We start from the raw sequence: 12849 nt of genomic DNA, 5'->3' as shown, positions 1-12849 counted from the left end.
CGACCTCCACAACGCCTTCGTCTCACTCGCCTGCGCGGTCATCTGCTGGCGACGCCTCAACACCCAAGGTCAGTGATCGTGTTACGAGTTCTAAGCGCCGGGCTCGGCAGCCGACGAACATGACTGTCATGGGCGACACCGTCTGCGCCATGAGCCCGGCACTCGGCCTCGGGACGAACACAGCCTTGTGAGACGCCCGCGTTCTGGGCGCCGAGCTGCTGGCTACGGTCAGTAGCGACAAACCCTTGCTGTCCGCTGTCGGCGACTACGAGAACGTCATGCGCGGCTACGGGGTCGACGCCGTGCGAGCCTTTGCGCTCATGGGTGAACGCATCATCGGAGTCCGGCCCCTGCCTGCTTGACCCGTGGAGCCGGCCCGGCCCGAGCCCCGCCGTTCGGCACGCCGAGTTCCTCGACGACGGGGCGCGCTTCGGGCCGGTGACCTGGCGCCCGCCAGGAAGGGCGACGCGTCAGTCCCGCCCGGTGTCGAGAGCCGCGCTGGCGCGGGTGGCGTCCGGGCCACCGGATACCGCCACCTGCACGAACGCATCGATGTCCTCGCCGACTGGGCGCCGGACCTGCACGAGGTCCTGGCACGCTGGCGGTACCAGGGCATGACCCAGGTCGTCCCGGACGACGATGTGGCCTTCGTGGAAGGGGGTTCTGGCCGGCCCGGAGGGTACGGCTCCCCGCGGTGAGCGCGCCGCTCCGCGAGGCGAGCGATAGTGCAAATTGGGTGTATTTGCGACTCTTGTCAGGTGGTCATAGCGTGGATTCATGGCTATCGCAACCACAAGTCCTGTGACAGGCGAGGTCCTCAGGAGGTTCGACGAACTGACTCCCGAGGAGCTGGAGGACAAGCTCGCCCGGGCGGCGGGAGCGGCCGCCTCGTACCGGCTGACGAGCGTCGAGGAGCGGGCGGGGTGGCTGCGGCAGGCGGCCGACCGTCTGGAGAAGGAGGCCGGGAGCGTCAGCCGGGTGATCACCACGGAGATGGGCAAGACCCTCCGTGCAGCGGAGGCGGAGGTGGTCAAGTGCGTGCACGGGCTGCGCTTCTACGCGGCCGAGGGCCCCGCGTTCCTGCGGGATCTGGACGGTGACGCCGGGCGCGTGGGCGCGAAGCAGACGTTCGTGACGTATCAGCCGATCGGTGTGGTGCTCGCGGTGATGCCGTGGAATCTGCCGTTGTGGCAGGCCATGCGGTTCGCCGCGCCCGCGCTGATGGCGGGGAACGTGGGTCTGCTCAAGCACGCCTCGAACGTGCCGCAGTGCGCCCTGTATCTGGAGGAGCTCTTCCGTGAAGCGGGTTTCCCGGACGACGTGTTCCAGACCCTTCTGATCTCCGCGGGCAGAGTGGAGCAGGTGCTGCGCGACCCGCGGGTGGCGGCCGCGACGCTGACGGGCAGTGAGCCTGCGGGGCGGTCGGTGGCCACCATCGCCAGCGACGAGATCGAGAAGGTGGTCCTCGAACTCGGTGGCTCCGACCCGTTCATCGTCATGCCCTCCACGAATCTGGAGCGGGTCACCGATGTCGCGGTCATGGCGCGGTGCCTGAACAACGGGCAGTCCTGCATCAACGGCAAGCGGTTCTTCGTGCACCAGGACATCGGTGACGCGTTCATCGAGATGTTCGTGGCGAAGATGGGCGCGCTGGTGGTGGGCGACCCGATGGACGAGGGCACCGACGTCGGTCCACTGGCCACCGAGTCCGGCCGGCGGGATGTGGAGGCCTACGTCGAGGACGCCGTGGCGAAGGGCGCGACGGTGCTGCTGGGCGGCGAACACCCGGACGGACCCGGCTGGTTCTACCCGCCCACCGTACTGACCGGCGTCACGCCGGAGATGAACATGTACCACGAGGAGGTCTTCGGCCCGGTGGCGCAGGTGTGGACGGTGCCCTCCCTGGAGGAGGCCCTGCGGGAGGCTAACGGGCATCCCTACGGCCTCGGGTCGAATCTGTGGAGCGAGGACGAGACCGAACGCGAACTGTTCCTCCGCGACGTGCAGTTGGGCATGGCCTTCATCAACGGCAACACGACCAGCTACCCCGAGATCCCCTTCGGTGGCGTCAAACGCAGCGGCTACGGACGCGAGCTGTCCGACCTCGGCATGCGGGAGTTCATGAACGCCAAGACCGTCTGGATCGGCCAGGACGCCTGACCTCCCGGGACCGGGCGGCGGTCGACACCATGGGGCCGCGCGCGGGCCGTCTCGGGGCGCGGCCCGTCGAGCGCATGGAGGTGTGACGATGAGCGGAGCGAACCGGACGCCGTCGTCCGGGCCGGGAAGGCCCGTGGCCGCGGTGCTCGGCACGGGCACCATGGGGGAGGCCATGGCACGCAACATCGCGGCGGCGGGCCTGGGACTGCGCATGTGGAACCGCAATCGCGCCGCCGCCGAACCGCTGGTCGGCGCCGGCGCCGCCGTATGCGACACGCCGACCGAGGCCTGCCGCGGCGCCGACGTCGTACTGACCGCGCTCGCGAACGAGCAGGTGGTCGCCGACGTGATGGACCAGGCCCGCGACGGCCTGGGCAGCCATCCGGTGTGGGTGCAGACGTGCACGGTCTCCCCGGACGGGGGCCGCCGTCTCGCGGAACAGGCGGCCCGCCTGAACGTCGCGTACGTCGAGGCCCCCCTCCTGGGAACCAAGGAGCCGGCCGTGGCCGGCACCCTGACCGTCCTGGCCGCGACCCCGCAGCAGGAGGCACGGGAAGAGGTGCGACCGGTCCTGGAAGCGATGGGTTCACGCACCGTGTGGCTCGGCGAGGTCGGCCAACCGAGCAGCCTCAAACTCGCCTACAACGCCTGGGTCCTGACCACCGTCGAGGGCATCGCGGAATCCCTCACCCTCGCCGCCACCCTGGGGCTGGATCCCCACCTGGTCATCGACGTCATCGACGTCAGCGGCCTCAACAGCCAGTACGTTCAGAGCAAGGGCCCGAAGATGATCGACGACGACCTCGACACCCCCTCCTTCCCCCTCGAAGCGGCGGCCAAGGACGCGAGACTGGTCACCGACACCGCCCGCGCCGCCGGCCTGCACCTGGGCATCGCGGAAGTGGTACGCGAACGCCTGCGCCTCGCCGCCGACGACGGACTCGGTCGCGCGGACGTCGCCGCGACCTACCGCATGTCCCGCCAGGCCGCATCCTGACCAGGCCGCCCCTTCGAGAAAGGTAGGACCGATGACCCGTGCCGGCATAGCCGCCGCGCGCTCGAGCACGGCGCAACTGGCGGACATCATCCCCCAGGTCGACGACGAACAATGGAACCTGCCCTCCGCGTGCGACGGCTGGCGCGTCATCGACGTGCTGGCCCACCTCGCGGCCCTCGCCTCCGAAGCGGTCAACCCGCCGGCCCCCGACCCCTCACTTCCCGAGAACCGCGAGCGCTACCACGACCTGCGCGTCGACGAACGCCGTGGCTGGAGCCACGCGGAAGTCCTCGACGAGTGGCGGCACAGCACCCCCCGGCAGCTGGACCTCCTCGAAGCGGCCCAGGAACCACCTGGCGCCGACGAGCTTGTCGAGGTGCCCGGGCTCGGGACGTATCCGCGCCACCTCCTGGCGAACACCATGGCGTTCAACGTCTTCTGCCACCTGCGCAACGACATGCTCGCCCCGGACGGCCCGCTCCCGTTCACCCTGCCGGAACCGACCGACGGCCAGGTCGCCCCCGCCGTCGACTTCATGCTCGCCGGCCTCCCCCAGATGCAGGGTCCCGAACTCACCGCCACCGTCGGCCGGCCCCTCGTCCTCGACCTGACCGGGCCGGGCGCCACCACCGTCACGATCCTCCCCGCGACATGGCCGGACGGGCAGCTGACCGTGGCACCCGGCACGGACGCCGACGCCGCCACCCAGGTCCACAGCACGGCACTCGACTTCATCATGTGGGCCACCACCCGCAAACCCTGGCGCGACTACTGCCGCATCACGGGGGACGCATCCACCGCAACACCGTTCCTCGACTGCCTCGACATCATTTAGAGCGTGGTGGTGAACCGGGTGGTGTTCGGTGGGGTCGGGTTGTGAATGCCTCGGTCGGTCGCGCTTCCGACGCGGTACCGTGGGCCGGTGGATGAGATGCCAGTCCCGACGGCGGGTATGACGATCAGCGTTCGGATGCGCCAGGACGTAGTGATCGTCGATCCGGAGCGTTTTGTCGCTTCGGCTCGCGCGGCGTACCGCGAAGCCTCCCCTGAAATCACCGAGGAGAGGGCGGCCGAGGACATCCGCGATGTCTACGAGGCTGTGTGGGCTCTGCTGGACCGCTTCGGTCGACTCGCAGCCGACGCACCAGCGTCCACCGGACTCCCCGGCCAACGGATTCTGGACCGCCCAGACGGACTCTCGCCTGCGGGCGAGCGCAAGCACATCGTGCTGAACGATCCGCAGCCACTCCAGGACTACGGCTGCTTCATGCCCGAGGAGTACGACCCGTTCGCCATCCCGCCAGGGGTGTGATGGCGTCCACCGCGACAGACTGCTCCGAAAGATCATTTCTCTGAGGAAATCTCGAACGTTCGTGCTGGCCGCTCGGTAGGCGTAGAGGAACGGGCCTCTTGGTAGGAGTGCGGTTGTCGAGACCAACCCTCCAGCCCAGGAGGCCCGTTGCCGTACCAGTTCACCATTCCTGTGCCGGGCGCTGCCACTTCGCTCACTCTGGCGTGTGACTGCTTCGTTCACCAGTACGGGGCGATCCCGGCGGGGCGGCGTGCGCCGCACTACCCGTCCGACATGACGGATGCAGAATGGGCCCAGGTCAGGGGCTCGATGCCGGTGCCGGCCTGGTTGGAGGGCCGAGGCGGACGCCCGGAGGCATACTGCCACCGTGAGATGGTCGACGCAGTGCGATACGTCGTCGACAATGGCGCGAAATGGCGGGCGATGCCCGTCGACCTGCCGGCCCCGCGCAAGGTCTACGACTTCTTCCGCCGCTGGTCGCGCCACGGATACGTGCGCGAGCTCTACCAGCGGCTACGTCGTCTGCAGCGCGAGCGGGAGGGGCGGGTGGCCGAGCCGAGTGCGGGCATCATGGACGCGCAGTCGGTGGACGGCTCGGAGACCTGCCCCACCGCCACGCGCGGAACCGACGGCAACAAGTTCCGCGATGGCCGCAAGCGCCACATCCTGACCGACACGGGCGGCCTGCTGCTGGAGGTCACCGTCACTCCCGCGAACGTGCACGACTCGGTGGCCGCCCCGGAACTGATCGACGCGTTCATGGCCGAGCCCGGACGCCTGCTGAAACTCATCTGGGCGGACACCGCCTATCAGGGCCCGGCACTGGCCGAGGCGTTCGCCGCGCACGGCGTGCGGGTCGAGGTTGTCAAACGCCCGGACGGCACCAGGGGATTCGTGGTGCTCGCACGCAGGTGGGCGGTCGAGCGCACCTTGGGCTGGCTCTCCCGGGCCCGGCGCCTGAACCGCGACCACGAGCGCCGGCCCAACCACCACACGCAGATGGTGTGGTGGGCCGGCCTGATCACGCTGACGCGGAAGCTGGCGAAAGAACGTCTGCACTGGCCGGAGTTCCGGCCCCGGCGCCTGGACCCGCGGCAGGCCTGAACAGGCCCCGCTCACGCAGGAGCCAGCCACGCGCCTCCAGCGCATAGGCACGATGGCGCACCTTCTCCACCTCGTTCAACCGCGCCGCGTCCCGGCCCAGCGCCCGGGTCAGCTCCTGCACCGTCACCGGCCCCGACGCGACCAGGGCCGTCTCGAAGACCTGCCGGTAGGCACCGCACAGCGCATCGGCTCCCAGCCCCGCCTGCCAGGCCGGCGGCCGGGCGTCATAGCCCTCCCGTAGCACCGGACCCGCGGGCAGTGTCCCGGCCACACGCACGGGTTCCTCCACCACGGTCGGCGCTGGTGACGCCCCGTTACCCTCCCGGCCCGCGGCCGGCTCTTCGGCGAACATGAGCGCCACCTCCTCGCGGGCGATCCGCGCGTGCTCCAGCCGCTTTCGGGCTGCCTCCGCCTGCACCTCGGCCTCCCGAAGTATTTCCAGCCAGGACTCCAGATCCTCCTGGGCCCGCGCCTCCCGGACTTCCAGCAATGCGATCACCGACGGCACTCCGCACCTCCACAGCCAGACGAATCCTCCGCTGGTTGCCCGCAGCCGACCACCCCGACACCGCCACCACCCGAAAGCTGCTGGTCATCGAGCTACAGACCGGTTCACCACCACGCTCTTAGTCAGGAGCTGTCCGGCCGATCAAGGAACGGGTCTGATCCGGCCTCCCGGCTCGCACGGCTGCATGGGTGGATGCATGAGCGTTCGAAGGGGCGGAGCCCGTCCCGCCCCCATTGGGCGGTGGTCGGTCTACGGGCAGGGGTTACTCCAAGACCCCTCATGCACCTCCTAATGAGGTTGTCAAGCCGTAGCGGTGCCGGATAGGTCGATCCGGTAGCACTTTCCGTCACGAATGAGGGCCCACAGGACGTTCACGCGTCGACGGGCCAGGGCGAGCACGGCCTGGGTGTGCCGCTTGCCTTCGGAGCGTTTGCGTTCGTAGAAGCGGCGCGAGTCGTCGCAGTTGCGGATGCTGATGAGCGCGGATGTGTAGAAGACGCGTTGCAGGCCCCGGTGGTAGCGCCGGGGCCGGTGCAGGTTGCCCGAGTCCCGAGGGACCGGGGCGACTCCGGCGAGACTGGCGAGGCGGTCGGCAGTGCCGTAGCGGCTCATGTCGCCGGCGGTGGCCGCGAGGAACTCGGCGCCCAGCAGCGGGCCGATGCCGGGCATGCTGGCGATCACTTCGGCGAGTTCGTGGTCGCGAAACCGGGCCGCGATGAGCTTGTCGATCTCGGTGATCTGCTCGTTGAGACTCATCACCTCCTTCGCCAGGGTGTGGATCACCTGCGCGGTGATCTTCTCCCCGGGGACGGCAGTGTGCTGTCGCCCGGCTGCTTCCAGAGCAGCCTCCGCCAGGGCTTCCGGGCTGCGGACCTTGCGGTTACGCAGCCAAGTCTCCAGGCGGCTGCGGCCGACCCGCCGCAGGGCGGCCGGGGTCTGGTAGCTGGTCAGCAGGATCAACGGGCCGACGTTACCCAGGTCAAGCGCCCGCTCCAACGCCGGGAAGATGCTGGTGAGTTGGCCGCGCAGGCGGTTGATCCGACGGGTGCGGTCGGCGTTCAGGTCGGTCCGGCGGTTGGTGAGGACCCGCAGCTCGATGGCGTGCTCGTCGTCCGGCCGCAGGACCGTCAGGTCCCGGCGCATGCGGGCCTGGTCGGCGATGACGGTGGCGTCCTTGGCGTCGGTCTTGCCCATGCCCCGGTAGCCGGCCGAGGCCCGGTTGACGGCCAGGCCGGGTATGTAGACGAGGTGTTGGCCGTGGTTGAGCAGCACACTGATCCACAGTGCGGCCATACCGTCGGCGACGTCGACAGCCCAGACCACGTCCTCATCGAGGGCCAGCACGTCGGCGAGCAGGGCCAGTAGCTCCAGTTCGTCGTTCAGTACGCGCCGCGACAGCAGCCGTTCGCCTTGCGCGTTCAGCACCACGCAGTGGTGATGGGTCTTGCCGATGTCCGTACCCGCCCAGATCCGGGCCATCCGTTCCTCCGGTCGATCGCTGAGTGCTCCACTCCGGACGACCTCGCCAGCATGGTCCTACTCAGCGATGCACCCGAGGGGCCCGCAGCTCCTAATCAGCGGCCGAGTCGTCGTGAGACTCCGGGCGGCCAGGTGTATCGAGCCATCGAGGGCAACCACTCCATAGCCATACCCGGAGTCTCTGGATCCCAGGACCATACGACTGGCCCGTCCGACCCACCAACAACGTAGGACCACTCCACGGGACGCCATCCCGGAAGGCGCCCGGGGGTTGGTGAACGACCCGGCGGACTCATTCCGGGTGGGTGCGGGGGATGAGTGGTGCAGACCGTGCGAGTCGGTCCCGGTCGAGGGTGCTCGGGCAGCTGGGAGGACTCCAGGCCGCTGGGGTGCGTTCACTCGGATGGCCCGTACGCGGAGACGAGCCGACTGGTGTCCTCGACTCTGGAATCCCGGGCGTCGCCTGACGCCTTCGCGCCGAAGGAGTGGCATGCGAATATCCTGGAAGTCGCGCCGCGACTTGAACATCGTTCGTTGGGGTGCGGCATTTCTGGCGGTATCGGGAACCGCCTCCGTCCTGGCGGCCGTAACGGTGCAGGCCGGTGGTCCGAGTGGTGATCCCGGCGGGGAGAAGCCCACCGTCGTGCTCGTACACGGCGCCTTCGCCGACGCGTCGAGCTGGAACGGCGTCGTGGAACGGCTCCAGAAGAACGGCTACCGGGTGGCCGCACCGGCCAACCCCCTCCGCGGCATTCCTCAGGACTCGACCTACCTCGCGAGTTTCCTGGAGTCCGTCAAGGGACCGATCGTCCTGGTTGGTCATTCCTATGGCGGAGAGGTGATCTCGCAGGCTGCCGTCGGAAACGACAACGTCAAGGCCCTCGTGTACATCAACGCGATCATGCCCGATGTGGATGAGTCGTTCTCCGGCCTCTCGGCGAAGTTTGCTCCCGCTGAACTCACCAAGGCTTTGAAGCAGGTGCCCTTCCGAAATGGCGACGGCACTACCGGCACGGACGTGTATGTACAGCCGGACAGACTGCACCAGGTCTTCGCCGCAGACCTGCCCACGAGTCAGGCCAACATTCTGGCAGCCACACAGCGTCCGATCGCGCTGTCGGCGTTCACGGACAAGCTCACCGGCGCCGCATGGCGGAACAAGCCCGTTTATGCCCTTGTCGGCAAGCAGGACCGGGCGATCGATCCGAGTCTGGAGCGATTCGAAGCAAAGCGGGCGAATGCCCGCAAGACGGTTGAGATCGACTCCTCGCACGTGTCCCTCCTTTCCCATCCGGAGGCGGTCAAAGACCTGATCGTCGACGCCGTCGAGGACTACATGCGGAAATAGCGCCCCGAACCAGTCCGCGGCGTCAAGACCTGGGCAGTGGGAGGCCAGAGCCGTCTGTGTGAGTCGCTTCGCTCACTGAGCTCATCCTCCTGGGCCCGCACCTCCTGCGCCGCCGCGGATTCCAGCCGTTCGCCGTGCCCCTCGCGCGCTGACGGCTGCCGCGCCGGGTGCCGACCGCAACCTCGGACCAGTTGCACCGTACGGCGGCATGCATCGGGCGGTGCGTCCGTAATGCTGGCCCTCCGCGCAGGCGGCCGCGGTCCCCCTCGAGTCATCCCCTGTCGGAAGGTGTGTCGCATGTCCACGGAAACCCTTGCCAAGCCCCTGACCGGCCGCGTGGCGGTCGTCACCGGAGCCTCCAGCGGTATCGGCGAGGCCTCGGCCGAACATCTGGCGGGGCTGGGCGCACGCGTCGCCGTTCTGGCGCGGCGCGCGGACCGGCTGAACGAGCTGGTCTCCCGGATCGAGAAGAGCGGCGGCACCGCCCTGGCGATCGCTGTCGACGTGACCGATGCCGCGGCCGTGCGGTCGGCCGCCGGCCGGGTGGCGGCCGAGCTGGGCGGCGCCGACCTGCTGTTCAACAACGCGGGCGTGATGCTGCCCGCCCCGATCGAGGAGCTGGCCACCGACCAGTGGCGGCGTCAGATCGACCTCAACATCACCGGACTGATGAACGTCATCGGCGGGTTCATCCCGCAGTTGGTCAAGGCCGCCGGGGAGCGAGGCGTGGCCGACCTGATCAACACCTCGTCGATCGCGGCGCAGAACATCTTCCCGAACTTCGCCGTGTACTCCGGCACCAAGGCGTACGTCACCCACCTCTCGCGTCATCTGCGTGTCGAGCTGGGCGCCAAGAACGTGCGGGTGTCGGCGCTCGAGCCGGGCATCGTCGCGACCGAGCTGCAGAACCACGTCACCGATGACGGTGCGCTTCAGTGGCTGGAGGGCTCCAAGGAGACGATGGAGTGGCTCACGCCGCAGGACATCGCCGAAACCGTCGGCTTCATCGCCACGCTGCCACCGCGCGTGAATCTCCAGCAGGTCACGATCATGCCGACCCGCCAGCCCAACTGACCCTCCCGGCACCCCTGTTGGGCCCGCCCGCGGCACGGGTGGGCTCAACAGGGTCCAGCGCCGACGTGCAAGCACGCATCTGCCCGCTCCTCGAAGTCCACCCCGACCAGCGCCTGACCGACGTTGTGCGGACCTTCGCCAGACACGCCGGCGAGCACCTGCCCGGCAACCTCACCGTGACCGTCGACAGCACTCGAGGACCTGACCTGGGCACGCACACTGCCCTGGCGTCACGTCACCCTCGCCAGCGGCGCATTCCCCCCGACACTGTGCCGCGTCACACCCCACGTCCTCACCGCTCTGCGCCGCCACGACCTGGACCTGTGGGAGCACGTTGCCCGACGAGCCGCAGGCCCGCCGCCCGACTTCGGCGATCACGGCGTCACCCACCCCGACCCGCCGGCCCCCGCCCGCGTTCGATGGGAGAACGGCTTGCTGAGGTCTCTCGGGTGGCGCAGGGGGTATCCGTCGACGGCGCCGTACTTGTCGGCGTACCACTCGATGGTGTGCTTGACCCGGGCCGGCAGCGGGACATCGCGGTACTCGTCGGCCTTGCGGTGCTTGAGCGGGCCGTAGGTCTTGGTGGTCCGGTTGACCTGTCGCAATGCTGACCATTTGCTGACTTGGGATGGTCGATCATGCCCCTGACCTGGAGAAAAACGTCAGACCCGTGGTATGTGGAAGAACTTCGAAATGCACTGCGATCAAAGCGACTTCAGGACGCCGCGCCACCTCGCGACCGCGGCCGTTGACCTACGTCGCAACCCGCCGCTGATGCCCGGCGGGCAGCTCCGTCCACGGCGCCCCGGTGCGGTACTTCCACGCGCCGTCGTCCGCCCGGGCCAGGGGGAGGGGAGAACCGCACGGCGTTGTCGTGGTCTCGCGCTAGTGTGCGGGGGTGAGCCTTCATGTGGTTGTTGGATACGGGCCCGCCGGGGCGGCCACCGCGCGGCTGCTGGCCGAACAGGGGCATGCCGTACGGGTGGTCACCAAGTCGGGCCGTCAGCCGGAGCCCGGGATCGAGCACGTCTCGCTGGACGCGACGGCCCCCGGACGACTGGCCCAGGTCGCGCACGGCGCGACCGCGATCTACAGCAGCGGTGCGCCGCCCCTCCACCGTTGGGCGAGTGAGTGGCCGCCGCTGGCCTCGTCGATATGTGCCGCGGCCGAAGCCACCGGGGCCCTCCTGGTCATGCTGGGCAACCTCTACGGCTACGGGCCGGTGGACGGTCCCATGACCGAGGACCTGCCGCTCGCGGCGGCCGGCCCCAAGGGGCGGGTACGGGCGGCGGCCTGGGAGCACGCGCGGAGCCTGCACGAGGAGGGCCGCATCAGGGCGGTCGAGGTGCGTGCCTCGGACTTCTTCGGCCCAGGTGTGACCGACGGAGGCCACCTGGCCTCGCGGGTCGTGCCGCGCCTGCTACGGGGCAGGTCCGTCACCGTGCTCGGTGACCTGGACGCGCCGCACAGCTGGACCTATGTCCCCGACGTGGCCAGGGCGTTGGTCGAGGTCGCGGGGGAGGAGCGGGCCTGGGGGCGGGCATGGCACGTGCCGACGGCCCCGGCGTTGTCGATCCGGGAGATGGTCGACCGGGTCGCCACCGAGGGGAGGACGGGGCCGGTCGCGGTGCGGAAGCTGCCGCCGGCGGTGTTGGGCGCGGCGTCGCTCTTCTCACCCCTGATCCGCGAACTGCGCGAGGTCCGCTACCAGTTCGACCGGCCGTTCGTGGTGGATTCGTCCGCTTACGAGTCCGCCTTCGCGGTGCGCGCCACCCCGGTCGAGGAGCAGGTCAGGGCCACCGTGGAGTGGTGGCGCGGACGAGCGGCGACCACGGGGTGACATCAGCCCGCCTTCTCCGGTGCGGACCCGCCGCCGCCCGGTCCGCCGCCGCTCGGTTCGGCCGGACGGACCGAGCAGGCGCCGGGGAGTCGGGCCGCCCTCGACGTCCCCTCCGCGGAGGCCGCTGCTCCGGCTGTGTCAGACCGCCGTGGAACACTGCGGAACATGACTCTTGCCGGCCTCAGTCTTGACCAGTGGCGGTCATTCGACCTGCCGACCGCACGTCGGGTCGCCCGGGAGGCGGCGGACCTGGTGGGCGGCCGGGTGGCCGCGCAGGGCCTGGCGACCCCCGGACGCCCCCGCTTTCCGGACGGCCAGGACCGTCCTGTGCCGTGATCGGGTCTCCTGAGCGCAGACCCCCTGCTTCGGCTGGGGGTTGGCCCATCGCTCTGACAGGTACGCCGTCGTCCCTTCGGCTGACACGGGATGCGTGATCCCGGTGGCTCGGCCAGGCTCGGCTGGGTCGGCGAACCAGACGGTTCCCGGCTCCGAACCCCAGAGGGAGTGACGATGAGCAAGGTGTCCGAGAAGGCGAAGCAGGCCAAGGGCAAGGCGAAGGAGACGGTCGGCCGGGTTTCCGGGGACCGCAGGATGGAGACCGAGGGCCACGTCGAGCAGGCCGCGTCCAAGGCCGGTGAAGCCGCGAGCAAGGCCGGGGAGAGCGCCAGGCACGCCATGGGTGCGGCGAAGGACAGCACCCGGCAGGCCGCCGACAAGGTGAAGGACGCCGTCAAGTGACGTCCCCCTGACCGGCCCGGGCATCGGAGCGCTCCGTGGTGCCGCTCCTGCTCGTCCTGCTGGTCGCAGTCGTCTGTGGACTCGTCGATGCCCTGGCCAAGGGCCTGTTGTGGCTCTTGGTGATCGGCATCGTGCTGGTCCTCGGCGGCGTGTCCCGTGGTCGGCGATCACGCCGGTGACCGGTGCCGCCGCCGGAGATCTCGCCGGGGCAGCTCCGGGCCGGGGGGGGGGCCGGGCCCCCACCGCCCCGCCGCGACCCCGGCCGCGGGGGTATAAAAAAAAAACAGAC

The 12849-nt window shown here is 69.5% G+C and carries 14 protein-coding genes and 2 pseudogenes; 13 read left to right on the top strand and 3 right to left on the bottom strand.

Annotated features, from left to right (window positions below; all coding sequences use genetic code 11):
* Positions 1-503 precede the first annotated feature (503 nt).
* The 6 genes and pseudogenes from ACFC1R_RS37465 to ACFC1R_RS37440 form a co-directional block, all read left to right on the top strand.
* Positions 504-635, top strand: a pseudogene (locus tag ACFC1R_RS37465) (IS5/IS1182 family transposase); the annotation flags it as partial.
* A 142-nt stretch (positions 636-777) separates the two neighbouring features.
* Entirely contained in the window at positions 778-2160 is a 1383-nt protein-coding gene (locus tag ACFC1R_RS37460; protein WP_375946201.1) for an NADP-dependent succinic semialdehyde dehydrogenase, read from the top strand.
* A gap of 88 nt (positions 2161-2248) precedes the next feature.
* Positions 2249-3157: an NAD(P)-dependent oxidoreductase gene (locus tag ACFC1R_RS37455; protein ID WP_375946200.1), complete on the top strand. Its 909-nt coding sequence runs from the start codon at positions 2249-2251 to the stop codon at positions 3155-3157.
* 31 nt (positions 3158-3188) lie between these two features.
* Entirely contained in the window at positions 3189-3992 is an 804-nt protein-coding gene (locus tag ACFC1R_RS37450; protein ID WP_375946199.1) for a maleylpyruvate isomerase family mycothiol-dependent enzyme, read from the top strand.
* Positions 3993-4079: 87 nt separating this feature from the next.
* Positions 4080-4469, top strand: a complete 390-nt coding sequence (locus tag ACFC1R_RS37445; protein ID WP_209412860.1) for a hypothetical protein — start codon at positions 4080-4082, stop codon at positions 4467-4469.
* A 147-nt stretch (positions 4470-4616) separates the two neighbouring features.
* Positions 4617-5573, top strand: a complete 957-nt coding sequence (locus ACFC1R_RS37440) for an IS5 family transposase (RefSeq protein ID WP_375946198.1) — start codon at positions 4617-4619, stop codon at positions 5571-5573.
* Here ACFC1R_RS37440 and ACFC1R_RS37435 read toward each other — a convergent pair.
* Complete coding sequence (locus ACFC1R_RS37435; protein WP_375946197.1) at positions 5491-6072, bottom strand: hypothetical protein; 582 nt, start codon at positions 6070-6072, stop codon at positions 5491-5493. The genes ACFC1R_RS37440 and ACFC1R_RS37435 overlap by 83 nt on opposite strands.
* 309 nt (positions 6073-6381) lie before the next feature.
* Complete coding sequence (locus ACFC1R_RS37430; protein WP_375946196.1) at positions 6382-7560, bottom strand: IS110 family transposase; 1179 nt, start codon at positions 7558-7560, stop codon at positions 6382-6384.
* A gap of 490 nt (positions 7561-8050) precedes the next feature.
* On the opposite strand from ACFC1R_RS37430, the gene ACFC1R_RS37425 reads away from it, so the two are divergent.
* The 3 genes and pseudogenes from ACFC1R_RS37425 to ACFC1R_RS37415 form a co-directional block, all read left to right on the top strand.
* Positions 8051-8908, top strand: a complete 858-nt coding sequence (locus ACFC1R_RS37425) for an alpha/beta fold hydrolase (RefSeq protein ID WP_375946195.1) — start codon at positions 8051-8053, stop codon at positions 8906-8908.
* Between the two features lie 297 nt (positions 8909-9205).
* Positions 9206-9982: an SDR family oxidoreductase gene (locus ACFC1R_RS37420; protein ID WP_375946194.1), complete on the top strand. Its 777-nt coding sequence runs from the start codon at positions 9206-9208 to the stop codon at positions 9980-9982.
* A gap of 201 nt (positions 9983-10183) precedes the next feature.
* Positions 10184-10327 (top strand): annotated as a pseudogene (locus ACFC1R_RS37415) (hypothetical protein); the annotation flags it as partial.
* Positions 10328-10356: 29 nt separating this feature from the next.
* On the opposite strand, the gene ACFC1R_RS37410 reads toward ACFC1R_RS37415, so the two are convergent.
* Positions 10357-10587, bottom strand: coding sequence for a hypothetical protein (locus ACFC1R_RS37410; protein WP_375946193.1), 231 nt, complete (start codon positions 10585-10587; stop codon positions 10357-10359).
* Positions 10588-10880: 293 nt separating this feature from the next.
* Between ACFC1R_RS37410 and ACFC1R_RS37405 the strand changes: the two genes are divergently transcribed.
* The 4 genes from ACFC1R_RS37405 (at position 10881) to ACFC1R_RS37390 (ending at position 12739) form a co-directional block, all read left to right on the top strand.
* Positions 10881-11822, top strand: coding sequence for an NAD-dependent epimerase/dehydratase family protein (locus ACFC1R_RS37405; protein WP_375946192.1), 942 nt, complete (start codon positions 10881-10883; stop codon positions 11820-11822).
* A gap of 165 nt (positions 11823-11987) precedes the next feature.
* Positions 11988-12158 carry a hypothetical protein gene (locus ACFC1R_RS37400; protein ID WP_375946191.1) on the top strand — a complete coding sequence of 57 codons (171 nt, stop codon included), beginning with the start codon at positions 11988-11990 and terminating at the stop codon, positions 12156-12158.
* A gap of 174 nt (positions 12159-12332) precedes the next feature.
* Positions 12333-12560 carry a CsbD family protein gene (locus tag ACFC1R_RS37395; RefSeq protein WP_375946190.1) on the top strand — a complete coding sequence of 76 codons (228 nt, stop codon included), beginning with the start codon at positions 12333-12335 and terminating at the stop codon, positions 12558-12560.
* A 35-nt stretch (positions 12561-12595) separates the two neighbouring features.
* Positions 12596-12739 (top strand): hypothetical protein, encoded by a 144-nt coding sequence (locus ACFC1R_RS37390; protein ID WP_375946189.1) that lies wholly within the window; start codon positions 12596-12598, stop codon positions 12737-12739.
* Positions 12740-12849 lie beyond the last annotated feature (110 nt).

Origin of the sequence: Kitasatospora sp. NPDC056138, from assembly GCF_042264695.1 — a bacterium.
Classification (GTDB): Bacteria; Actinomycetota; Actinomycetes; order Streptomycetales; family Streptomycetaceae; genus Kitasatospora.
This window is presented reverse-complemented; position numbering and strand designations above follow the sequence as displayed.